The organism is Streptomyces sp. NPDC102278, assembly GCF_044766345.1.
Taxonomy (GTDB): domain Bacteria; phylum Actinomycetota; class Actinomycetes; order Streptomycetales; family Streptomycetaceae; genus Streptomyces.
In genome coordinates this window covers 640,555-662,907 of the sequence record NZ_JBIWLV010000002.1, presented here as the reverse complement: position 1 = coordinate 662,907, position 22,353 = coordinate 640,555, and the positions used below count along the sequence as shown (strand labels likewise).

The window sequence follows — 22,353 nt, the reverse complement described above, 5'->3', positions numbered from 1 at the left end:
GTGCCGGACCACCCCCCAGCTCCCACCCCCTCCCACCGACCTGCCACCCCCTTCCCCCTCGCCCTGGAACTGCTGGTCCACGGCGTCGCCGGCGCCGCACCCGGCGAACTCCTCGGCGACCCGCGCACCGTCCGGATCACCGGGGACTCCACCGCCGCGGTGTTCCGCCGGGCCGAGGACACCGACGCCGAGGCCCACCCCGAGCGCTACGTGGGCCGACCCGTGCCCGAGGCCTACTGCTGGTCGCGGCTCACCTCCGGCAACGGCGCCCGCGCCCTGTGGCTGCTGCTCCTGCCGTTCATGGTGGCCAACCTCGCCCACTGGGCCCGGCCGGCCGCACCGGCCGCCGGCCACTCGCCCCGCACGGCGCGCGCGTACGGAGTCCTCGTGCGGCTCCTCGCACTCAGCCTCACCGTGCTGCTGATCGCCGCCGCCTGCGAGGTCGCGCTCGACCTTGTCGCCTGGCAGTGCGCCGGGTCCGGCGACTGCGCGGACGAACTGCCCTTCCCCCGGCCCGGCGGCCGGTGGGGGCAACCCGGACCACGCCTCGCGCTCGGCGCGCTGCTCCCCGCCGCCCTGACCGGACTGCTCTGGTACCTGTCCAACCGCACCTGGAGCGCCTACGAGTCCCAGCCGCCGCCCGCCGGCGCCGCCGAGCCGGACAACCCCGAGGACGACACCCCCGCACTCGGGCGCCCCGGATTCTGGTACGGGCGCCGGCTCGTGGCCCGGCTGCGCGCCGCCCACACCGCCGCCGGGCTGCTCACCGTCGCGGTGGCCGTCGCCGTACCCACCGCGGCGTTCGACCGGCGCGCCGGGGCCCCGGCCCTGGAAGCCGCCGGCTGGGCGCTCCAGGTCCTGCTCGCCGGCACGGCCGTCTCGGTGGCCTGCGTGGTCTGCCGCCGCGGCCGCACCGAGGCGCGCCCCGACCACCGGCTCGACCGGGCCGCCGTGACCCTGCTGCCGCGCGGCTCCCTCGGACTGCTCGCCGCCGCCCTGGTCTACGCGTGCTGGTCCCGACCCGACTGGACCTCCGCCGGACGGCTGCCCGGGGACTTCGCGTTCGGGGCGCTGATGCTCGGCCAGGGGTGCTGCGCCCTCGCCCTGGCCGCCGTCGCCCGCCGCCTCCACCGGGCGGCCCCCGACCCCGCGGCCGCCCTGCGCGGCCTCGGCGGCCCGGCCGTGGCCATGCTCGGGTGCGCGCTCGGCGGTGTCATGTCCGGCGGCGTCGCCCAGCGGGTCGCCGACTGGTTGGACGGGGGAGCCACCCCCGGCATGGCCGGAGCCACCCTGCCCGGGCCGCCCGTGCTGCTGTCCTGGCAGGCCGCCGTGCTGCCGCCGCTGCTGCTCGTCCTGGCCCTGCTCGCCGCCTGGTTCGCCCTGCGCGGCGCCCTCACGACGCGGCGGCTCGCCGCCACCGTCGCCGCCGAATACCCGGGTGAGTCGCCCGACCCCGCGCGCAGCCGCCGCATCGCCGGAGCCCGGGCCGCCGCCGCCCTCACCGACTCCGCGCCCTGGTTCGTGGCGGCCGTCTCCGGGATAACGCTCCTGCTCGGAGCGGGCGCCCTGGCCGGGGCCTGGATCACCGAGCAGGTACCGGGCGAGGCGGCCCGGGGCAGCCACCCCGCCGTGGAGGCCGCCGCCCGCGCGGCCCAGGACACCGGGTCCTGGCTGATCGGTTTCGGCTTCGTCCTGTTCGTCACCTGGGGCCGGCGCGCCTACCGGGACCCGGCGGCCCGACGCACCATAGGGATCCTGTGGGACGTGGGAACCTTCTGGCCGCGCGCCGCCCACCCCTTCGCCCCGCCCTGCTACGCCGAGCGGGCCGTGCCGGACCTGACCTGGCGGATGGTCGCCTGGACCGGGCTCACCGGGGGCCGCCTGGTCATCTCGGGCCACTCACAGGGCAGTGTCCTCGCGGCCGCCGCCGTCTGGCAGTTGCCGCCGGACGTCCGCGGCCGGGTCGCGCTGCTGACCTACGGATCCCCGCTGGCCCGGCTCTACGGACGCTGGTTCCCCGCCTACTTCGGCCCCGGGCCCCTCACCGCACTCCACCGCGACCTGGACTGCTGGCGCAACCTGTGGCGGGCCACCGATCCCATCGGCGGTCCCGTCGGGGCCGGCCCGGAGGAGGACGTGGACCGGGGCCCGCTCGCCGATCCGCTCGCCTACGGGCGCAGCGCGCTCCACCCGCTGCCCGCGCCGATCCTCGGACACTCCGACTACCAGGCCGATCCGGCGTTCGCCGCCGAACGGGACAGACTGCTCGCCCGCCTGGCCGCCGCGTCGGGGACCGATGTCCCGCACCCACGCCCGGGGAGCCGACTCGACCGGTGAACGGGCGCCGTGAGCGGCCGCCGGGAACAGCCGTCGGAAACCGCCCTTCGCAGCGGCCGTCGTGAACGGGCCTCGCCGACCGGGCTCAGAGCGCGCCGGCGGGCAGGGCCGCGGCCGGCCCCGGCAGCACCGGAAGGTCCTCCGGGAACAACAGGGTCAGCTCGTCGGTACCCGGATCGTCGAGCTGCGCCACCCGCCCGGCGTGCCGCTCGACCATCGCCTCGAAGGTCTGGCGCGCGGTGCGGCCGTTGCCGAAGGCCGGCCCCTTGGGAAGGTCGGCGAAGTACGCCAGCAGGGCCTTCCCCGTGCCCTCGCCCAGCCGGTACTCGTGCTCCTCCGCCTGCTGCTCCACGATCCGCAACAGCTCCTCGGGCCCGTAGTCGCCGAAGGTGATGGTGCGGGAGAAGCGCGAGGCCACACCCGGGTTCACGGTCAGGAACCGGTCCATCTCCGCGGTGTACCCGGCGACGATCACCACCACCGCGTCGCGGTGGTCCTCCATCAGCTTCACCAGTGTGTCGATCGCCTCGCGCCCGAAGTCCCGCCCCGAGTCCTCCGGGGCCAGCGCGTACGCCTCGTCGATGAACAGCACCCCGCCGCGCGCCCGGTCGAACGCCTCCTGCGTACGGATCGCCGTCGAACCGATGTGCTCGCCGACCAGGTCCACCCGGGACACCTCGACCAGGTGACCGCGCTCCAACACCCCGAGGGAGGCGAGGATCTCCCCGTACAGGCGGGCGACGGTCGTCTTGCCCGTGCCGGGGGAACCGGTGAAGACCAGGTGCCGGCGCACCGAGGCGGCCTTGAGGCCCGCCTGCTGCCGTCGGCGACCGACCTCGATCATGTCGGTGAGGGCGCGCACCTCGCGCTTGACGCTGTCCAGGCCCACCAGCGCGTCGAGGTGGCCCAGCACCTCGCCCGACCCGCGGGCCGGCGTCGCCCGCTCCGCCGCCGGCTCGCCGGACCGGGCCGGGGGCACGTCCGCCGCCGCCGGCGGAACCCGGTCCGCCGCGACGGTACGGATCCCGCTCTGCGCCCCGCCCGGTCCGCCGATCGCGGCCGACTGGGCGGCCAGGCGTGGCCCGGACTCGTCGCTGGTGCAGTCCTCGGTCACCGGGCCGTCCTCCGCGAACTCGTAGCCGCCGCGCGCGCAGCGCTCGGTGTGGCACTTGGCGAGGGTGGTGCGCGAGCCGTCGATGACGTGGAAGCCGAAGCCGGAACTGCCGGTCACCCGGCAGGCCGTGAAGGTGCCGCGGCCGCCCGCCGACACGTAGAAGCCGGCCTCGGTGGGGGAGCTGATCGTGCACCGCTCCAACACCGGATCGGCGCCCTTGGTGACGATCACACCCGTCTGCACCGAGTCGACGGTGCAGTTGGCGAGGGTGCCGCCGCTGCCGTGGTCGCGGAACCAGGCCCCGGTCGCCGCCTCCCGGATCCGACAGTCGTCCAACTGCGCCGTCGCCCCGTCGCTCACCGACACCGCGGTGTTGCGGACCTGGGACAGATCGCTGTCGACGACGTCGACCCGCGAGCCCCGGTCCAGGACGAACAGCGCGTCCGGCACGTCGTGCACGCGGCAGGAGTCCAGCGAGGCGGTGGCCCCGTCGCTGACCCACACCGCCGGATAGTCGCCGGTGCTGTCGTGGATCTCGCAGGACTCGGCGACCACCCGGGTCCCCGGATCCCAGACCGACAGGCCGTTGCGACCGAAGCGCCGCACGGTGGTGCGGCTGAGCGTCAGCACCGAACGGGAACGCAGATCGACCGCGTTCTCCGGGATGTCGTGGATGTCGCAGCCGGCGAGCGTGAGCACCGCGTCGGTGTCGAGGGTGACCCCGTCGGCCGAGGTGCGGTGCACCGCGCAGTCGGTGAGCCGGGCGGTGGCCCGCGCCGCGACCTGTACGCCGGCGCCCTTGATCTCGTACACCTCGCAGCCCAGCGCCTCCAGGCCGGAGCCCTCGCCGGTGACGCCGATGCCCGCTCCCGTGGCGTGGTGGATGCGGCAGCGTTCCAGGCGCGGCCGCGCCCCGCCGCGCACCGACACGCCGGCCTGGCCCGCGGCCACGACCTCGCACTCCTCGAACACCCCGCCGCCGCCGTCGAGCACGGCGATGCCGACCCCGGTGGGATTCTCCACCGTGCAGCGACGCACGAGCGGCCGGGCCCCGCTGCCGCGCACCTCGATGCCGGCCGCCGAGCGGGTGCTGACGCGCAGGTCGGTCAGTTCGGGGGAGCCGTCCTCCACGAGCAGCGCGGGCGCCGCCCGGTCCTGGCCCTCCAGGTACAGGTCCTGGACCACGGCCGAGGCGCGCACCGTCAGCGCCACCCCGTCCGGCGGGGCGATCCGTACCGAACCCACGCCGCCCTCAAGGCCGCGCAGTGTGACGGCGTGCTCCAGGACCAGGTTCTCGCGGTAGGTGCCGGGGCCGATGGAGAGGACGTCCCCGTCGCCCGCGACGGCGAGCGCGGCGCTCAGCGTCGGATACTCACCGGAGCGGCGGCGCCACCGCGAAGCCCCGCCGTGTGTCACCTGGACCGTGCCCTGAGCCATGGTGCTGTCGTGCCCCCACCCTCGTATTCGTGGTCATCGCGCTGCCGGGGCGACTGGCGTCACCGAGGCAGCTCAAAGAGATCGAAGTGCCCGGAGCGGCTGAACCACCCGGTCCACCGTAGCGCGCGCGGGGCCGGTGAGTTGCCAGGTCAGCTGCCCGCACCCGCCCGGCCCCAGTCCGGGCCGGCCGCCGCCCACGCCCGGTCCAGACACGAGTACCGCCGATGCATGAGCCGGCGTACGACCAGGCGGCGGACCGTCTCCACCAACGCGGCCAGACCCAGGGCGGCGGCCAGGCCGGCCATCGTGGCGTGGAAGGACGCCGCCGACGGATCGAGCGGGCGGCCCACCAGCCGCCCCCCGGAGTCGGTCCACATCCGGAACCTGTCGCCGGGACGCGGTGGTTCCTCCGCGGCCGGCACCGTTCCCTGGCGGCTGGTGCCGTCGGGAGCGATCCACGAGGCCACGACCTGTGTCCGTGCCGGGGTCTGTCGGTCTGCCGGCGGATCGCTCTCCGCGCCGGCGGGCGGGTCCGGAGCCGCCCGGAGCACCACCGCCGGGACCAGTTGCCGCTCCTGCCGCTGTTCGTGCGCGGCCCGCTGAAGGGTTCCGTCCACTTGGTGCCCGGTGAGCCAGCCGACGGCCGGAGCGACCACCAGGACGCAGACCACGGCGGCGAACGCCGCCCACGCCTCGATGAGATCGGTCGGTCGGCGCAGCGGATTGCGCCGCCAACGCCACACACCCATTGCTGTTCGCACGGTCCGGCACCCCCTTGCCTCCGTCTGTCTGCGCGTCCAAGCCTCCCGCATGCCCGGTGGACGCGCATTCCGGGACGCGCGGACGTGTGCCACCCGATCCGGTGCACGTCCCCCGTGCCCCGGCCGTATCGGTGTCACCCGTCCCGAGTCATTCAACGGCCCCGCTGTGCCGGTTGGTTCCGGGGGGCGGGTCGAGCCCCTCGAAGGTGTTGTTCCGGCGGGACCGGTCCATCGGCGGCGGCCCCTCGTCGGGGTGGTCTCCGCGGGCGATGGGTTCCTGCGGGGCCTGCGGCGAGGCCACGGTGGTGATCGGCGGGAGCCGGGCGTCGGCCGGGCTCGCGCTCTCGCCGGGCAGCCGCGTCGCGTGGTCCCGGTCCGGCGGCGCGCCGGACCCCCGGGTCGTCGAGAGGCGCCGGCCGGGCGGGCATCCCAGGCGCCGACGGCGTCGAACGGCCGGCGTCGAACGGATGGTCGCGAGCGGGCGCGACGAGGCCAAGGCCGGTCGGGGCCGCCGCCGTTGGTGACGATCGAACCCTCGACGTCGATCACGGCCCGGCGGCGCCGCCGGACAGACCCCGGCGCTCCACGGCCACCTCGTCGGGAGCAATCCCCGCCGCCGATGTGACGGATGGGCGTGGAGCGCCTGGACGTACAGGCTCGGCACGAGGACGTCCTTCCGGCCGCCCTCACCCTTGCCCGGGTCGGCGCCGTGCGGCGCCGACACCCCGGTTCCCCCGGGGACCGGTCAGTAGCCGCGCCCCTGGTACTGGCGGCCGTACGGGTCCTCGTACGAGGGGGCCTGCACGGGTGCCTGCATCGGCCGGGGCGCCGCCGGACGCATCGCCTCGTACCCGGTGCCGGAGGCGACCGGGCGGGGCTGCTGCGGCTGTTGCTGCGCGTACACCGGGCGGGAGGCGACGGGCTGCTGCTGCGGGATGTACGGCGCGGGCGCCTGCTGCAACGGCACGGGCATCTGCTGCGGCGCGGACTGCTGCTGGTACGGGTACCCGTACGCCGAGGCCTGCTGCTGCTGCGGTGCGGGCGGCAGGGCGGGCAGGGCGGACGGGAGGGCCGGCAGGTACCCACCGCTCGAATAGCCGGCACTCGGGGAGTCGTACTGGGCCGGGACACGGATCGGCGCGATCTGCGGGGTGCCGCGTTCGGCGACGAGGGAGTCGTAGATGGGGGTGTCCGGGAAGGAGGGCGCGGAGTAGTAACCGCCGCCATAAGTGGAGCGGGGGGAGGTCATGGGACCTAAGTTAAGCCCACGACTTCACCGGGTCCATAGCGAGGTGTGGCCAACACCGCCCTGACCTGCATATTCGCAGGTCAGGGCCCCAGGCTTCACTTCACGTCCACGTGCACGATTCGCCACTTCCGCCCCGACTTGCTGCTACTCGTACCGACCGGTTGTGCGTTGCACCCATGTGGTGCTGACGTTCCGTCACAACGCGGTGACCTCGGATGACGCGGCTTCAGGTCGGCGGCGGTCGTTTCAGGCGTCGGTGGGACGGGCATAGGTGCGTCCCTTCCAGGCGGCCCCGCGACCCCGGTGGTGCAGGACGGCCGAGTCCACGGTCATCAGGAGGTAGAGCAGCGCCGTGAACGGGAGCAGCGGGGCCAAGAGGGCCGACTGACGGTAGTAGCGCAGCATCGGCAGGTAGGTGCCCGCCATCAGCAGCCAGGCGAGCCCGCCCGGCCACGCCAGGGCGGGGCGCGGGACGAGCAGCCCCGCGGCGAGGGCGACGGGCGGGACGAGGTAGACCACCGTCAGCCCGGCCACCGCGCCGGCCAGCAGCAGCGGCTGGTGGCGCAGTTGGGTGTACGCGCTGCGCGAGACCATCCGCCACAGGTCCCCCAGCGCGGGGTACGGGCGCACGCTGTCCACCCGCTCCGCCAGCCCCAGCCAGATCCTGCCGCCGGAGCGGCGGACGGCGCGGGCGAGCGACACGTCGTCGATGACGGCCTGCCGGATCGAGTCGGGGACGCCGGCGCGGACGGCCGTCGCGGTACGGAGCAACACGCACCCGCCGGCGGCCGCGGTGGTCCGAGCACCGGGGCGGTTGACCCGGCGGAACGGGTAGAGCTGCGCGAAGAAGTACACGAAGGCGGGGACGACGAGGCGCTCCCAGACGCTCGCCACCCGCAGCCGGGCCATCTGCGAGACCAGGTCGAGGTCCGCGGAGGTCGCGGCGGCGACGAGCTCGCGCAGGCTGTCGGGTTCGTGGGCGATGTCGGCGTCGGTGAGCAGGAGGTAGTCCGGCTCGACGGGACGGGCCGCGCGGGCCTGTCCGATGCCGTGGCGCAGGGCCCACAGCTTGCCGGTCCAACCGGGTTCCGGCTCGCCGGGGGAGACGATCGTGAGCGGGAGCCCCGGCTGTTCGGCCGCCAGGCGCCGGGCGAGGTCGGCGGTGCCGTCGGTGCTGCCGTCGTCGACCAGGAAGATCTCGGCGGCTCCGGGATAGTCCTGGGCGATCAGGGAGGGAAGGCTGTGGGGGAGCACCCGCGCCTCGTCCCGGGCCGGGACGACGATCGCGACGGACGGCCAGTGCGCGGGATCGGTGCGCCCGGGGAGCCGGACGTCGGTGCGCCAGAACATGCCCTGGGCGAGGGTGAGCCAGAGCCAGGCGGCGAGGGAGGCATGCGCGGCGGTGAGGAGGAGGCCCATGGCCGCAGTGTGCCGAAACCCGCGGTGCGTGTCGCGCGCATCGGCGCGTGGCGACCCGGCGGGTGTGGTGCCGGACTCCGGGCCGCTCGTCGCACGCGCGGGCGGGGCGGTGGAACGACGGTCGGGACGAGGGTCGGGACGACGGGTGGGGGAGTGGCGGGCGAGGGCCGGGACGAAGGTCGGGCGAGGGTCGGGACGAGGGTCGGGACGACGGGTGGGGGAGTGGCGGGAACGGCCGCCGCGGCGGGCGAGGGCCGGCGTCGTGGGGCGTGGAGGTCGGGTTCGAGGGGGTCGTCGATTAAGGTGACCAGGTGAAGATCGCGCTCATGGACTCGGGAATCGGCCTCCTCGCGGCGGCCGCCGCGATGCGCCGGCTGCGGCCGGACGCCGATCTGGTGCTCTCCTCCGACCCCGACGGGATGCCGTGGGGACCGCGCACCCCCGCCGACCTCACCGGGCGGGCCCTGGCCGTGGCCCGGGCCGCCGCCGCGCTCCGGCCGGACGCGCTGATCGTGGCCTGCAACACCGCTTCCGTGCACAGCCTGCCGGCCCTGCGGGCCGAGCTGGAGCCCGGTATCCCCGTCATCGGCACGGTCCCCGCGATCAAGCCGGCCGCGTCGGCGGGCGGCCGGGTGGCCATCTGGGCCACCCCCGCCACCACCGGCAGCCCGTACCAGCGCGACCTGATCCGCGCGTTCGCCGCCGGGGTCCCGGTCACCGAAGTGCCCTGCCCCGGCCTGGCCGACGCCGTGCAGTACGCCGACGAGGAGGCCGTCGCGCGCACCGTCGCCGCGGCCGCCGCGCTGACCCCGCCCGACGTCACGGACGTGGTCCTCGGCTGTACGCACTACGAGTTGGTGGAGGCGCCCATCCGGGCCGCCCTGATCGAACGCACCGGCGGGAACGGGTTCGTCTTCCACGGGTCGGCCGAGGCCGTCGCCGTACAGGCGCTGCGCCGCATCGGCGCCCGCCCCGAGCCGGGCCTGCCCCGCACGGGCGCTCTGAGCGTGCTGCTCAGCGGGCGCCCGTCCGAGCTGCCCGCCGAGGTGCTCGGCTACGCCGAGGGCCGGCTGTTCGCGGGGGCGGGCGCGACCGTCGGTCAGTGACCGCGCGGGCCGCCCGGGCGGCCCACGACGATCAGGGGGAGCCGCCCGCGGTCGTCGCGACGACGTCGAGGGCCGCGGCGCCCGGACCGGCGGCCGCGAGCCGCCGTGCCAGCTCCCGGAGCCCGGACGCGTCGAGGGTCCGGTCCCCGTATCCGGGCAGCGGTACGTGCAGCGGTCCGGTCCAGGTGTCCGGGATCGCGCCCTGGCCGTAGCGGGCTCCCGCCAGGGCCCCGGTGACCGCCGCGACGGTGTCGGTGTCCCCGCCCAGGTTCACCGCGGCCCGCACGGCCTCGGGGAACCCCGCGGTGGTCCGCAGCGCCCACACCGCCGAGCCGAGGCAGGGCCACACGGCCCCGTTGAACTCGGTGGCCAGGTCCGGGTGCCAGTCGGGGGCGAGCACCCGCCCGTAGCGTGCGCGGTGGTCCGGGTGCACGGCGTCGAGCGTCGCGGGCAGCGCGGCCAGGGGATCGGCTCCGTCCAGGGTCACCCGTACCAGCTCGTGCAGGACGGCGGTGCCCTCCCAGGCGGCGCGGTCGCCGTGCGTGAGGGCCGCGATCCGTCGGCCCGCCTCCATGGTGGCCTCCCGTCCGGCGGTCGCGAAGTACACCGCCGAGGTGGCCGCGCGCATCAGTGAACCGTTGCCCGCCGCGCGGGCGTTGACCTGGAAGTGCAGGGCGGCGGCCAGGTCCCACGCCTCGCCGTTCGTGAGCACGTCCTGCGTCTGGAGGCCGATGTCCTTGGGCCGGCCGGCCGCCCAGCGTCGGAACCTCGCGAAGACGTCGGGGAGTTCGAGTCCGCCGTGTTCCAACAGGGACTCGCCGACCAGCACCGCCATCTGCGTGTCGTCGGTCGCCTCGCCCGGATCCCAGCCGCCGCCCCCGGCCATTTCCCTTCCGCGCGCCGCCAGTTCGCCGGCGGGACCGAACTCGAAGGGCGCCCCGAGCGCGTCCCCCGCGGCCGAGCCCAGCACCGCTCCCACCGCGCGATCGAGCCGACTGGTCACGGGGTCTCCTGTTCGTCGGGGCAGATGCTGTCCAGCAGGCCGCGCGCGAAACCCTCCAGGTCGTCCAGCCCGGCGGCGGCCGGCGTGTCCGGGGCGCCGGCGAGGAGGTGCGGGATCGACCCGTGCAGGGCGAGGGTCAGGGCGCGGGCCCGCTCCGGTCCGCCCGGCAGCCCGGCGGCGGCGAGCAGATGCCCGTGCGCCGCGAAGTCCGCCGCGCCGATCGGGTCCAGCAGCGCCGCGAGCCAGGGCCGCCGGGCCGCCTCGACCTGGAGTTCCAGGTAGGCCAGGACGCGCGCCCGACCGGGACCCGCCACGTCCCCCAGCAGGGCGGCGAGGAATCGCGCGAGCCCAGCCCGGTCGACGGGGGGCGCCGCGCCGGCGAGGGCGGCCGCGCGGCTCCGGTACCGCTCCAGGCAGTGTTCGGCCACGCCGCGCAGCAGCGCGTCGCGGGACGGGAAGTAGTTCTTGGTCGTGCCCGGGGGCACCGCCGCGGCGGTGTCGACGGCCCGGTGCGTCAGCCCGCGCCCGCCCGCCTCGGCCAGTACGGCCATGGCCGCGTCGCGCAGCCGGTCCCTTCTCTCCTGATTCACCTTGTCAGCCTAACCACGAACGTGGTACCACAGGTGGAGTACCACGGCTGTGGTGGTCGTGGGATCCGACGAGGAGCCGCCATGAACGCGAACGCCCGCAAGGCCACCGGGAGCGCGACCGCCGTCGTCGTCGGAGCGGGCGTCGGCGGCCTCGCCACCGCCGTCGGACTGCGCCGGGCCGGTTGGGCGGTGACCGTCATGGAAGGCCGCGCCACACCGGAGCGCTACGGCACCGCCTTCGGCATCCACCCCACCGCCCAGGCGGCCGTCGACCGGCTCGGCCTCGGAGAGGCGCTGCGGGCCCGCGCCGTCCCCTACCGCTCCGCGCGGATCCGACGCCCCGACGGCAGGGTGCTCGCCGCCCTCCCGCTCGAACGCGTCGAACGCAAGGCGGGCCGACCCGAACTCCTCGTCTCCCGACCCCACCTCCTCGACGCCCTCCTCGCCGAACTGCGCCGACTCGGCGGCGCGGAGATCGCGTACGGGACACGGCTCACCGACCCGGCCCCGCTCGACGCGGACCTCGTCGTCGGCGCCGACGGCATCCACAGCGTCGTGCGCACCACCCGCTTCGGCACCGGCAGCGCGGTGCGCTCCCTGGCCACCGAGGCCTGGATCGGCATCGCCGACTTCGAGACCGGGACGTACGGCGAGACCTGGGGCGAGGGCCGCTTCTTCGGCATGACCCCCGTGGAGCCCGGGCGCACGAACTGGTACGCCGTCGTCCCCAAGGCCGCCGGGGAGAACGGGAACACCGGCGGGGGAGCCGGCGCCGCCGAGGGGTTGCGGGCCGCCTTCGCCGACTGGCACGACCCGATCCCCCGGCTGCTCGCCGACACCGACCCCGCGACCTGGATCCGGTACGACATGCGCCACCTCCACCCCGCCCTGCCGCGCTTCACCGCCGGCGGTCGCGTCGCGCTCGTCGGGGACGCGGCCCACGCCATGACCCCGAACCTGGGCCAGGGCGCCTGCACCGCCCTCCTCGACGCCGAGGCCCTCACCCGGGCCGTCGCCCTGCACGGCCCCGCGGACCTGCCCGGCGCGCTGCGCGCGTACGACACCGAACGCCGCCGCAGCGCCCAGCGCGTCGCTCTCGCCTCCCGGACCCTGCACCGGTTCATGACCGGCCGCCACCCGGCCCTGCGGGACGCCCTCGTGGGGCTCCTCCCCGGCTGAGGAGTCGGCCGGGAGTCCGCCGAGGTGGACGCCCGATCGCCCGGCAGGCCCGCGACGACGCCGCCGAACCGGGCGGCGCGCGGACGGTGGCGCGCGTGCGGAACGTGAGTACGCTGCTACACATGACGGGTCACCCTCCGGGTCCGCTCTGGACGGGCCGCGCCTCCAACCGAGCACAGTGGCTGCTCGCCGGCATCGGTGTGGCGTGCCTCGCCCTCGGCGTCGAGCTCGCCGTCGACTACGCGTGGACGGCGGGCATCATCCCGCTGCTCATGGCCGTGATCGGCTGCCTGGCGGTGGGCCTGCTCGTTCTCTTCGGCACGCTCGCCTTCGTCCACGTCGCCGTCACCGTCGACTCCCGGGCCATGGAGGTGCGGTGCGGCCACATCGGGCTGCCCCGCCGCACCATCGCGCTGTCCGAGGTGATCTCCGCCGAGTTCGTGCCGCGGATCACCCCCCAGCACTGGGGCGGCTGGGGCTACCGCTGGCGCCCCGACAAGGGCACCGCCGTCGTCGTCCGCCGCGGCGAGGGCGTGGAGCTGCGCCTGGGCGACGGGAAACTGTTCACGGTCACCGTCGACGACGCGGAGAACGCGGTCCGGGTCATCCGCACCCACCTGCGGGCCCTGGCCCACTGAGCCGGTCACCCGCTTCGCGCGCGGGGGGACGTACACTCCGCCAGATGAGCAGCAGTGTCACCCGCGCGGCCGGGAACGAGCCCTCCCCCTCCACCGCGGCAGCCGCGGCCGACACGCGTCCCGGTGGTCCCGACGACGGGAAGCGGCCGGCCGCCCGCCTGTCGCGGGCCGTGCTTGCCGGTGCCCGCAAGGCCCCGTGGCAGACGCGCTCCGTGATCGCCGTCCTCGCCGGACTGCTGCTCTACGCGAGCTTCCCGCCACGCCCCCTGTGGTGGCTGGCGCCGTTCGCCCTCGCCCTGTTGGCCGGCTGCCTGTACGGCCGCCGCGCCCGAGCCGGCTTCGGACTGGGCTTCCTCTTCGGCCTCGGCTACCTCGTCCCGCTGCTCGCCTGGACCGGCGAGGAGGTCGGCCCCGTCCCGTGGCTGGCCCTCGCCACCCTGGAAGCCCTGCTGCTCGGTCTCGCCGGGCTCGGGATCGCCCTCGTCGGCAAGCTCCCCGGCCGGGCGCTGTGGGCCGCCGCCCTGTGGGTCGCCGCCGAGGCCCTGCGCGCGCGCGTCCCCTTCGGCGGCTTCTCCTGGGGCAAGCTCGCCTTCGGCCAGGCCGACGGGTTCCTCCTCCCGCTCGCCGCCCTCGGCGGCACCCCGCTGCTGTCCTTCGCGGTCGCCCTCTGCGGATTCGGGCTGTACGAGGTCGTACGCGTCGCCCGCCGGGACCCCCGCCGGACCACGGTGGCCCTCGCGGTCCTCGCCGTCGCCGCCCCCGTCGTCGCGGCCCTCGCGGCCCGTCCGCTCGTGTCGGACGCCGCCGAGGACGGCACCTCGGTCGCCGCCGTCATCCAGGGCAACGTCCCGCGCGCCGGCTTCGACTTCAACTCCCAGCGCCGCGCCGTCCTGGACAATCACGCCAACCGCACGCTCCAGCTCGCCGACGACGTCAAGGCGGGCCGCGTCGAGCAGCCCGACTTCGTGGTCTGGCCGGAGAACTCCTCCGACATCGACCCCTACGCCGAGGCCGACGCCCACGACGTCATCGACAACGCCGTCAAGCGCATCGGCGTCCCCGTCGCGATCGGCTCCGTCCTGGCGCCGCCGACCGGCCCCCTGCGCAACACGATGATCCTCTGGGACCCGGCCAAGGGCCCCACCCGGACCTACGACAAGCGCAAGATCCAACCCTTCGGCGAGCGCATGCCCATGCGCTCCGTCATCCGGATCTTCAGCAAGGACGTGGACCGGGTCCGCCGCGACTTCGGACCCGGCAAGGACCCGGGCGTCTTCGACATGGCGGGCAGCCGGGTCGGCATGGTCACCTGCTACGAGGCCGCCTTCGACGACGCCGTCCGCTCCACGGTCCGGGCCGGCGCGCAGGTCATCGCCGTACCGAGCAACAACGCCACCTTCGGCCGCTCCGAGATGACCTACCAGCAGCTCGCCATGGACCGCGTCCGCGCCGTCGAACACAGCCGGACCGTGCTCGTCCCCGTCACCAGCGGAGTCAGCGCCGTCATCCGGCCCGACGGAAGCGTCGTGCGGCAGACGAGGATGTTCACCGCCGACGCGCTGGTGGAGGAGGTCCCGCTGCGCTCCACGCAGACCCCGGCCACCCGGCTCGGACCGCTGCCCGAGTACGCGCTGGTCCTGATCGCCGCGGGCGGCCTGGGATGGGTCCTCGTACGCCGGATCCGGGCCCGCCGGGCGGCGTGACGGCCGGCCGCGCCGGACACGGCACGGACACTGCGGGGCCCCACCGACACGATCCGAAGGAGACGGCCCGCGCCTCGTAGGGTCGGGTCATGACCACACCTGATTTCATCCGCTCGATCCGGGCCACCGCCGGGCACCAACTGCTCCTGTTGCCCGGGGTCACCGCGATCGTCATCGACGACCGGGACCGGGTACTGCTGGGCCGCCGGTCCGACACCGGCCGGTGGGCCGTGATCGGCGGCATCGCCGAGCCCGGCGAGCAGCCGGCGCAGACGGCGGTGCGGGAGGTCTTCGAGGAGACGGCCGTGCACTGCGTTCCCGAGCGGGTCGTCCTGGTCCAGATGCTCGAGCCGATCGTGTACCCGAACGGGGACGTCTGTCAGTTCCAGGACATCACCTTCCGCTGCCGGGCCACCGGCGGCGAGGCCCGGGCCAACGACGACGAGTCGCTGGAAGTGGCCTGGTTCGAACTGGACGACCTGCCCCCGCTGGACGACTTCGGCCTGGACCGCATCCACCGTGCCCTGACCGACGGGCCGACCTGGTTCGAGATCCCGTCCGAGGCGCTGACCGCCGCGTCGAACGGGCCCGCGCACGCGGCGGGCGATGAGTGACGGGGCGGAGGGCCCGGGTACGGCGCGGGTCCGTCAGCCCGCCGGGACCGCAGCCTCCCGGTACAGCTCCAGCGCCTGGTCCCCCACCACGGCGCTGTACGAGACGTCCGGCACCGTGCCGCCGCCCTCGTACCCGCCGAGCACCCCGGCCAGCGCGCCGTTCGCCAGCCAGGGGCTGCCACTGGTGCCGCCGCTGAGGTCCGGGCACTCGATGCGGCGCTGGGTCTCGGAGAACATCGACGTGCCGTTCGCGCAGCGCAGCGGGGCTTCCTCGGTGCTCGGATAGCCGAGGACGGTCACCGACACGTCGTCCGGCTGTTCGGGGGCCACCGGGAACCCGCCCACCACGTCTTCGATCGCCGCCTTTCCGCCGTCCAGCGGGGCGACCGTGGCGAAGGCTATGTCCTCGTCCGGGTCCTCGTCGTCGGTCCAGCCCGGGGCCACGTGCACATCGAGCAGCTTCCATAGTCCGAACGGGGCCCGACCGTCCCGGTAGCCCGGTGCGAACACGGTGACCTCCGGGTGGTCCAGGCAATGCGCGGCGGTGGCGATCACGTCGCGACCGGCGCTGCGCACCACGGCCGCGGTACAGAAGTGGCCACCGTCCAGCCCGCCCGCGAACAGCGCGCCCACCCGGTCCGCCGTCCGGTCGGGGACGGCCTGCGCCGTGACTCCCTCGGGCGGCGCGACCGCCGTGTCGGGCAGGTCGATGCCCAGCAGCGCGGCCATCGCGGCCAGCGCGAGCACCATCCGGGGTGCCCGCCTGGCGCGGGCGCGGCCGGTCTGTCGGGGAAGCGCGCGATGGATCATGTTCCGAGCCTGCCCTTCGAGACTGTGTCCGGATCCCGGAATTCCATATGAATCCGCTGTGAATGGCGGACCCGGACGAATCACCCTGCGAAGCCCGGTCTCTCCGCGACCCGGGTCCATCCAGGATCCGGGCTCCCCGGCGATCCCGCTCGCAGGAGCCCGCGCCGATCCCGCTCGCAGGAGCCCGCGCCGATCCCGCTCGTGGGAACGCCCCGGCGAGGACTCCGCAGGCGTCCCCCTCCGGCCGGGGCGAGACTGGCAGAGGCGCCGGGGGTCCCAGGAGGTGTCCCGCCATGACCACACCGCACCGCACGCCCGTGGTGTTCATCCACGGGCTCTGGTTGCACTCCACGAGCTGGCAGGGCTGGGCCGAGGCCTTCCTCGACGCGGGGTTCGAACCGATCCTGCCCGAGTGGCCCGGGGTCCCCGACACCGTCACCGAGGCCCGCCGACGCCCCGGCGACCAGGCCGGCGTGGGGCTGGCCGAGATCTCCGAGGCGCACGCCCGGGTCATCCGCGAGCTGCCCGTCGCGCCGGTGCTCGTGGGGCACTCGGTGGGCGGGTTCATCGCCCAGCACCTGCTCGGCCAGGGGCTGGGATCGGCGGCCGTGGCCGTCTGCCCCGGCCAGATCAAAGGCGTGAAGGCCATCGCCCCGGCGCAGGCGAAATCGACCTTCGCCTTCCTGCGCGACCCCGTGAACATCAAGCACGCGGTGTCGCTGAACACCGAACAGTTCCGCTACGGCTTCGCCAACGCGGTCTCCGCACGCGAATCCGCCGAGTTGTACGACGAGTGGACGATCCCGAGCCCGGCCCGTCCCCTGTTCCAGTTGGCGCTCGGCAATTTCGTCCCCCACTCCGCCGCTCGGGTGAACACCGGCAACGAGACCCGCGGCCCGCTGCTCCTGTTGTCCGGCCGCCTCGACCACACCGTCCCGGACGTGCTGACCCGCTCCACCTACAAGCAGTACCGGGACTCCCACGCCACCACCGAGTACCAGTGCTTCGAGGACCGGGGCCACTCCCTGACCGTCGACCACGGCTGGCCGGACCTGGCCCGCGCCTCGCTCGGCTGGTTGGACTCCCACACGCACTGACCTCCCCACCCGTGCGGCGCGGACCTGTGGGATGTCATGAGGTGTGGGATGTCATGAAGGAACCCGGGACCTCCGTGCGAAGCGACGGCGGAAGGGACCGGTCTATGGACGACACGGACGGTTCCCGCACGGCTGTTGTGCACGACGGAACGTGATCGCCGGCCCCTGCCGCCCCTAGCCTCGCCGCAGGAGCACGCAACGAGGGGCGGTACCCGGTGAACTGGCTCATCCACGACTACCGCGAGAGCGATCTCGCAGCGGTGGTGCATCTGATCGACACCACGGCCGAACTCGGCCAGGAGTCCGTCTTCTCGCTCGCCGAGTGCATCAGTGCCCTGACCGACCGGCAGCCCTGCGTGGTCGCCGTCCACCAGGGGGTCCCGATCGGCGCGGCCCTGGCCTGCGTGACCGGCGAGCGGGCCTGGGTGATGCGGATAGCCATCGCCGCAGGCTGGCGCGGCCGAGGCCTGGCCAGCGCCCTCCTCGTCGAACTGGAGCGCCGCCTCATCGCCGCCCGCGTCGGGCGGATCGCCTACGTCCTGCCCGAGGAGGACCTGCTCGGCGAAGGCCTGCTCAACGCCGGCTACACCCGCCAGCCGGCCGTCGCCTACTTCGAGAAGACCGAGCCGCTGCACGGACCGGCCGCCGGACTCCTCGACGACCTCGGCGGTCGGTTCCTGCCGAACGACCTGTGGACCAAGGTCGCCGGCATGGAGAAGGAGAAGGACCTCATCGAGCGCCGCGTGGTGCTGCCCCTCGCCGAACCCGAACGGGCCGCCGCGCACGGGGTGCGGCCGCCGCGCGCCATCGCCCTCTTCGGGCCCCCCGGCACCGGCAAGACCACCTTCGCCCGCGCCATCGCCTCCCGACTCGGCTGGCCCTTCGTGGAACTGCTGCCCTCCCGGCTCGCCGACGAGGGGAACCTGGCCGCCGCGCTGCGCGACGCCTTCGCCCGCATCGGCGAACTCGAACGCGTCCTCGTCTTCATCGACGAGGTCGAGGAGATCGCTCCCGTACGCACCGAGCCCGCGCAGCCCGGCGGCATCCACGGGGTGACCAACGAACTGCTCAAACTGATACCCGGCTTCCGGGAGGGCGACGAACGGCTGCTGGTCTGCGCGACCAACTCCGTCCGCTCCCTCGACCCCGCCTTCCTGCGCCCCGGCCGCTTCGACTACCTGATCCCCATCGGCACCCCCGACGCCGGGGCCCGCGCCGCGATCTGGTCGCGCCACACGGCCGGGCGGGCGGACGTGGACGTGGCGGCGCTGGTGGAGGCGAGCGAACTGTTCACCCCGGCGGACATCGAGCACGCCGCCCGGGCCGCCGCGCAGGCGTCCTTCGAACGGGACCTGGAAGCCGTGGGCACCCGGGGCGCGTCGGCGGCGCAGCTCGGAGCGAGCACCGACGACTACCTCGCGGCGGTCGCCCAGTGCCGGCCCTCGGTGACCCCGGCGATGACGGGGGAGTTCGCGGCGGACATCACCGCGCACGCCCGGTTCTAGGTCCTGTCGTCACGTCCCGCCCGACGGGGACGGAGCGGTCCGCGGCCACTCCCCGCAGGGGGCCGCGGGCCTGCCCGCCGGACGGGGCCCCTCAGGAGCGGCAGCGGTAGACGAACTCCACCGAGGCCGTGCGCCGCGAGGGCGACACCAACTCGATCTCGGCGCGCGCGGGGTAGGTCCCCGCGCCCTGGAACGTCCACAGCAGATGCAGCGAGACCTCCCGCTGCCCGCTCGGCACCCGCTCGGTGAGCCGCTCCGAGCGGGTGCCGTCGCTGCGGAGCCAGCGGTACGCGAGGGTTCCCGGCCGCCCGTTCGTCCGTACGAGCGCCACCACGTCGGCGGCGGAATCGCAGCTCGGGCCCTTCGGATCGGTGCTCACCGCCACGTCCCGCACCTCGACGGCCGGTCCGAAGCGCTGCCAGCCCAGGTACGCGAGCACCGCGGCCAGCACCACGGCGGCCAGGGTGTACCGACGCCACTGACCGCCCCGGCGGCGCGGGGCGCCCACCGCGGTCCCGACGACCACGGGGAACGGCGCGGGCACGGCCGCCGTCACCCCGGGGCCGAAGCGCAGGACCGAGCCCTCGATCCGGTCGGGCACCGCTCCGGGAGTGGTCTGCGGCGTGTCGAACCGCCTCGTGGTGTCCGGTTCGTCGAGCCGCCGCGTCGCCGGTTCGGCCGCCGCCGGTACGGCCGGTTCGTCGGCCGGGTCCCGGGCCGGGCCGCTGAACCAGTGACTGCCGAGGACGGTGGCGCTGTAGTCGTCTGCCTCGGGAGGACGGGCCTCGCTCATCGCGGTACCTCCTGCCGACACCTGGGGATGAGCGTCGAGTCGACGGCGGCCTTGCCGGACGCCGGCTCGGTGGTGACCCGCACGCTCAGTTGGCAGCCGCCGACCCGGGCGAGGGCATGGCTCACCGTCACCGGACCCGTCCCGGCCTCGACGGCGACGGAATCCGTGCCGTCGGCGGAGCGCAGGTCGCCCGGGCCGTCGCCGCGGAACCACGCGAGGGTCACCGTCGCCGGTCCTCCCCGTACGTCCAGGGACACGGTCGCCCGACCGGAGCCCGGGGCGGCGGACAGGGTGACGGACACCCCCGAGACGACCACCGGGGTCGCGGTGGGCGTCGGGGTCGGCGTGGGGGTGGGAGTGGGGGTCGGGGTCGGCTCGGTGAGGGTCGGTGTGGGCGTCGGTGTCGGGGTGACGCTCGCGCCGGGGCTCGTGGGCGTCGAGGGCGAGGCGGACGGGGACGCGGACGTCGAGGGATCCGCGGACGGCGACACCGACGCCGACGGGGAGCCCGACGGACTCGGGCCGGGCGCCGGCGAGGCCGTCGGCGTACCCGGGCTGGTCGTCGCGAAAGCGCTCAGCGCCGCCGCGCCGTCCGGCTCGCCGCCGACCGCGTCGTACGTGAACATCAGCAGCGCCCCCACCACCAGGACCGCGCCCGCCGCGAGCGCTCCGCGCCGGCCCGGCAGCAGGCTCGTCGGGGGCGGCTTCAGGACGGTCGTCGCGAGCGCGGTGGCGCCGGCGGACGGCGCCCCCGCCGAGGGGAACAGCAACGGCAACAAGGCCGCCAGCGCCGCCAGTTTGCGCTGCCCGCGCTCCTCCCAGTCGGGCCCGTACGCGGCCAGGGCCACGCCCTCCAACTCCGCGACGAACGCCTCGGCGTTCTCCGGCCGCCGCTCGGGCTCCTTGGCCAGACCACGCCGGATCAGCGGGCGCACCGGTTCCGGGGCCTCCGTCTCCGGCACGGGCGCCTCGATGTGCTGGACCGCCAGCTCCGCGAAGTTGGTCCCGTCGAAGGGCTTGCGGCCCGTGAGGCACTCGAAGAAGGTCGCCGTCGCCGCGTACACGTCGGCGGCGGGGGAGGCCGGCCGTCCCTGCCACTGTTCGGGCGCCATGTAGGCGGGCGTGCCCGCCACGCCGGGCGTGGTGCCGCGGCCCGCCGCGATCCCGAAGTCCACCAGTTTCGACGAACCGTCCGGCGAGACCAGCACGTTCTCCGGCTTGTAGTCCCGGTGGACCACCCCCGCCCGGTGCGCCGCCGCCAGGCCCAGCAGGGAACCCTTCAGCACCACCAGCGCGGACTCGGCGTCCGCCCGGCCCGACTGCTTCAGCAGGGCGCGCAGGGAGATCCCGTCGACCAGTTCCATGACGATCGCGGCGCCGCCGGGCGCCTCCACGTACTCGTACAGGCCGACCACGTACGGCGAGCGCAGGCCGCCGAGCAGCCGGGCCTCCGCCCGGAACTCACGGACGAAGGCGGGGTCCTCGCGCAACCGGTCGCTCAGGTACTTCACCGCGACCGCCGTGCCCGTCGCCCCGTGCACGGCGAGGACCACGCGGCCGCTGCCGCCCGCACCGAGCTCCCGGACCTGGGTGTACCCGGGTACGGTCCACACGTCGTCCATCGTTCGCCCCCGTCCGTGGCGTCGCCGCGCCCGGTTCCCGGTCGTCCCCCGACCGGCCACCTCCTGGGACACGGTTTCCGCCACGGCTGGTTCCCAACCTCACGGGGTGTCTCGTACGGGTGTCAGGCCGCCGCCCGTTCCGCGCCGATCATGGCGTGCAGACGGTCGGCCGCGTCCCGGCCGAACGCCGGGTCGTTGATGTGGGTGTCGTGGTCGTACAGCCGGGCGGCACTGCCCCGCAATCCTTCGCGCAGAGCCGAGAACAGCGCCCCGTCCGCACGGGGGTCATGGTAGGGGCCACCCGGCGCGCCGAGCGTGGACAGTCCGCGCAGTGGGACGCACACGGCCGTGGGACCGGTGGCCGCGCGCAGCTTGGCCGCGACCCGCCGGCCCAGTTCGGCGCACTCGGACGCGGTGGTGCGGATGACGGTGATCGAGGGATTGTGCACGCGCACCCGCCGGTACCGGGCCCGTTCGGGCAGGCTCTCCAACGGGCCGAACTTCACCATGTCCAGCGCCCCCAGGCTCACCACCTGCGGAACCCCGGCCCTGCCGGCCGCGCTGAGCCGGTCGGGGCCCGCCGTCAGGATGCCCCCGCACAGGTCGTCGGCCAGCTCGCTCAGGGTGAGGTCCAACACCCCCGCGAAGATCCCCTGGCCCGCCAGCTTCTCCAGGGTCCGGCCGCCCGTGCCGCTGACGTGGAAGACGAGCACCTCGTAGCCCAGTTCGGTCAGTCTTTCCCGGGCCGCGTCCACACCGATCGTGGTCACGCCGGCCATGCTCGCCGCGATCAGCGGCCGGCTCCCCGCGCCCAACCGGGTCGGGCCGCGCTCCCGGGATGCGCGGGCGAAGCCCCCGGCCATCGCGGCGACCGCCGCCGCGGCGTTCGCGAGCACGGGAGCGGAGACGCTGTTGATTCCCGCTATGTCCACCACGCTGTACATCATGGTGATGTCCGAGGATCCGACGTACGGGGCCACGTCCCCGGACGCCATCGAGGAGACCATCACCTTCGGCACGCCCAGCGGGAGGGCCCGCATGGCCCGGGTCGCGATGGACGTGCCGCCGCTCCCGCCGATCGCGAGCACCCCGTGCAACCGGCCCTCGGCGTGCAGGCGCAGCAGGGTCGCCTCCGCCCCGGCGGCCATCGCGGTGACGGCCGCCCCCCGGTCGGCGGCCGCGCGCAGGTCGGCGAGTTCCGTTCCCGCCGCCCGCGCGACGGCCTCGCGCGGGACGTCCGCGGGCACGCGGGCCTCGTCCATGATCCCCGTGTCGACCAGTACCACCTCGACGCCGGCGCGCAGCAGCCTCTCGCGCAACCAGCCGTACTCCACACCCTTGGTGTCCAGGGTCCCCACCAGCACGACGCTCGTCAT

The 22,353-nt window shown here is 75.0% G+C and carries 18 protein-coding genes and 1 pseudogene; 9 read left to right on the top strand and 10 right to left on the bottom strand.

From position 1 onward, the window contains the following. A complete protein-coding gene (locus tag ACIRO3_RS07800) occupies window positions 1-2,337 on the top strand; it encodes a hypothetical protein (RefSeq protein ID WP_404133652.1) in 2,337 nt (778 codons plus the stop codon). Between the two features lie 85 nt (window positions 2,338-2,422). Here ACIRO3_RS07800 and ACIRO3_RS07795 read toward each other — a convergent pair whose 3' ends face one another. The 4 genes from ACIRO3_RS07795 to ACIRO3_RS07780 form a co-directional block, all read right to left on the bottom strand. Next, a complete protein-coding gene (locus ACIRO3_RS07795; protein ID WP_404133649.1) occupies window positions 2,423-4,888 on the bottom strand; it encodes a right-handed parallel beta-helix repeat-containing protein in 2,466 nt (821 codons plus the stop codon). A gap of 149 nt (window positions 4,889-5,037) precedes the next feature. Then, on the bottom strand, window positions 5,038-5,649 hold the full coding sequence (locus ACIRO3_RS07790; protein WP_361776530.1) for a hypothetical protein: 612 nt from the start codon (window positions 5,647-5,649) through the stop codon (window positions 5,038-5,040). Between the two features lie 745 nt (window positions 5,650-6,394). Then, entirely contained in the window at window positions 6,395-6,898 is a 504-nt protein-coding gene (locus ACIRO3_RS07785; protein ID WP_404133647.1) for a DUF6643 family protein, read from the bottom strand. Between the two features lie 246 nt (window positions 6,899-7,144). Beyond that, window positions 7,145-8,317 carry a glycosyltransferase gene (locus ACIRO3_RS07780; RefSeq protein WP_404133645.1) on the bottom strand — a complete coding sequence of 391 codons (1,173 nt, stop codon included), beginning with the start codon at window positions 8,315-8,317 and terminating at the stop codon, window positions 7,145-7,147. A gap of 311 nt (window positions 8,318-8,628) precedes the next feature. Here ACIRO3_RS07780 and ACIRO3_RS07775 point away from each other — a divergent pair, with 311 nt between their 5' ends. Further along, window positions 8,629-9,423: an aspartate/glutamate racemase family protein gene (locus tag ACIRO3_RS07775; RefSeq protein WP_361776521.1), complete on the top strand. Its 795-nt coding sequence runs from the start codon at window positions 8,629-8,631 to the stop codon at window positions 9,421-9,423. A gap of 31 nt (window positions 9,424-9,454) precedes the next feature. On the opposite strand, the gene ACIRO3_RS07770 is transcribed toward ACIRO3_RS07775, so the two are convergent. After that, window positions 9,455-10,426: an ADP-ribosylglycohydrolase family protein gene (locus ACIRO3_RS07770; RefSeq protein ID WP_404133642.1), complete on the bottom strand. Its 972-nt coding sequence runs from the start codon at window positions 10,424-10,426 to the stop codon at window positions 9,455-9,457. Continuing rightward, window positions 10,423-11,016: a TetR/AcrR family transcriptional regulator gene (locus ACIRO3_RS07765; protein ID WP_361776515.1), complete on the bottom strand. Its 594-nt coding sequence runs from the start codon at window positions 11,014-11,016 to the stop codon at window positions 10,423-10,425. The genes ACIRO3_RS07770 and ACIRO3_RS07765 overlap by 4 nt, the downstream gene beginning before the upstream one ends. Window positions 11,017-11,097: 81 nt before the next feature. Between ACIRO3_RS07765 and ACIRO3_RS07760 the strand changes: the two genes are divergently transcribed. From ACIRO3_RS07760 to ACIRO3_RS07745, 4 genes are all read left to right on the top strand, one after another. Beyond that, a complete protein-coding gene (locus ACIRO3_RS07760) occupies window positions 11,098-12,195 on the top strand; it encodes an FAD-dependent oxidoreductase (protein ID WP_404133639.1) in 1,098 nt (365 codons plus the stop codon). 122 nt (window positions 12,196-12,317) lie between these two features. Then, a complete protein-coding gene (locus tag ACIRO3_RS07755; protein WP_404133637.1) occupies window positions 12,318-12,833 on the top strand; it encodes a hypothetical protein in 516 nt (171 codons plus the stop codon). A 44-nt stretch (window positions 12,834-12,877) separates the two neighbouring features. Then, on the top strand, window positions 12,878-14,536 hold the full coding sequence (gene lnt, locus ACIRO3_RS07750) for an apolipoprotein N-acyltransferase (protein WP_404133635.1): 1,659 nt from the start codon (window positions 12,878-12,880) through the stop codon (window positions 14,534-14,536). Between the two features lie 89 nt (window positions 14,537-14,625). Then, window positions 14,626-15,150, top strand: a complete 525-nt coding sequence (locus ACIRO3_RS07745; RefSeq protein WP_404133632.1) for an NUDIX hydrolase — start codon at window positions 14,626-14,628, stop codon at window positions 15,148-15,150. 33 nt (window positions 15,151-15,183) lie between these two features. Here the strand turns inward: ACIRO3_RS07745 and ACIRO3_RS07740 are convergent, their stop codons facing one another. Further along, entirely contained in the window at window positions 15,184-15,960 is a 777-nt protein-coding gene (locus ACIRO3_RS07740) for a trypsin-like serine peptidase (protein WP_404133629.1), read from the bottom strand. Window positions 15,961-16,253: 293 nt separating this feature from the next. On the opposite strand from ACIRO3_RS07740, the gene ACIRO3_RS07735 reads away from it, so the two are divergent. From ACIRO3_RS07735 to ACIRO3_RS07725, 3 genes and pseudogenes are all read left to right on the top strand, one after another. Beyond that, window positions 16,254-17,057, top strand: a complete 804-nt coding sequence (locus ACIRO3_RS07735) for an alpha/beta fold hydrolase (protein ID WP_365996732.1) — start codon at window positions 16,254-16,256, stop codon at window positions 17,055-17,057. Window positions 17,058-17,060: 3 nt separating this feature from the next. Continuing rightward, window positions 17,061-17,114 (top strand): annotated as a pseudogene (locus ACIRO3_RS07730) (DUF951 family protein); the annotation flags it as partial. Window positions 17,115-17,272: 158 nt separating this feature from the next. Beyond that, entirely contained in the window at window positions 17,273-18,562 is a 1,290-nt protein-coding gene (locus tag ACIRO3_RS07725) for a bifunctional GNAT family N-acetyltransferase/ATP-binding protein (RefSeq protein WP_361776494.1), read from the top strand. A 91-nt stretch (window positions 18,563-18,653) separates the two neighbouring features. Here the strand turns inward: ACIRO3_RS07725 and ACIRO3_RS07720 are convergent, their stop codons facing one another. From ACIRO3_RS07720 to ACIRO3_RS07710, 3 genes are all read right to left on the bottom strand, one after another. Then, the gene (locus ACIRO3_RS07720) at window positions 18,654-19,355 is read right to left on the bottom strand and encodes a hypothetical protein (RefSeq protein WP_404133627.1); all 702 of its coding nucleotides are present in this window, start codon (window positions 19,353-19,355) and stop codon (window positions 18,654-18,656) included. After that, complete coding sequence (locus ACIRO3_RS07715; protein ID WP_404133624.1) at window positions 19,352-20,977, bottom strand: protein kinase; 1,626 nt, start codon at window positions 20,975-20,977, stop codon at window positions 19,352-19,354. The genes ACIRO3_RS07720 and ACIRO3_RS07715 overlap by 4 nt, the downstream gene beginning before the upstream one ends. A 122-nt stretch (window positions 20,978-21,099) precedes the next feature. Continuing rightward, window positions 21,100-22,353, bottom strand: coding sequence for a Tm-1-like ATP-binding domain-containing protein (locus ACIRO3_RS07710; RefSeq protein ID WP_366146799.1), 1,254 nt, complete (start codon window positions 22,351-22,353; stop codon window positions 21,100-21,102).

What these genes read in the sequence shown, in the direction of transcription:
- ACIRO3_RS07795 (WP_404133649.1), bottom strand. Translation starts at nt 4,888, where the DNA reads ATGGCTCAGGGCACGGTCCAGGTGACACACGGCGGGGCTTCGCGGTGG.
- ACIRO3_RS07785 (WP_404133647.1), bottom strand. Translation starts at nt 6,898, where the DNA reads ATGACCTCCCCCCGCTCCACTTATGGCGGCGGTTACTACTCCGCGCCC.
- ACIRO3_RS07780 (WP_404133645.1), bottom strand. Translation starts at nt 8,317, where the DNA reads ATGGGCCTCCTCCTCACCGCCGCGCATGCCTCCCTCGCCGCCTGGCTC.
- ACIRO3_RS07760 (WP_404133639.1), top strand. Translation starts at nt 11,098, where the DNA reads ATGAACGCGAACGCCCGCAAGGCCACCGGGAGCGCGACCGCCGTCGTC.
- ACIRO3_RS07755 (WP_404133637.1), top strand. Translation starts at nt 12,318, where the DNA reads ATGACGGGTCACCCTCCGGGTCCGCTCTGGACGGGCCGCGCCTCCAAC.
- lnt (WP_404133635.1), top strand. Translation starts at nt 12,878, where the DNA reads ATGAGCAGCAGTGTCACCCGCGCGGCCGGGAACGAGCCCTCCCCCTCC.
- ACIRO3_RS07745 (WP_404133632.1), top strand. Translation starts at nt 14,626, where the DNA reads ATGACCACACCTGATTTCATCCGCTCGATCCGGGCCACCGCCGGGCAC.
- ACIRO3_RS07740 (WP_404133629.1), bottom strand. Translation starts at nt 15,960, where the DNA reads ATGATCCATCGCGCGCTTCCCCGACAGACCGGCCGCGCCCGCGCCAGG.
- ACIRO3_RS07735 (WP_365996732.1), top strand. Translation starts at nt 16,254, where the DNA reads ATGACCACACCGCACCGCACGCCCGTGGTGTTCATCCACGGGCTCTGG.
- ACIRO3_RS07720 (WP_404133627.1), bottom strand. Translation starts at nt 19,355, where the DNA reads ATGAGCGAGGCCCGTCCTCCCGAGGCAGACGACTACAGCGCCACCGTC.
- ACIRO3_RS07715 (WP_404133624.1), bottom strand. Translation starts at nt 20,977, where the DNA reads ATGGACGACGTGTGGACCGTACCCGGGTACACCCAGGTCCGGGAGCTC.
- ACIRO3_RS07710 (WP_366146799.1), bottom strand. Translation starts at nt 22,353, where the DNA reads ATGACGAGCGTCGTGCTGGTGGGGACCCTGGACACCAAGGGTGTGGAG.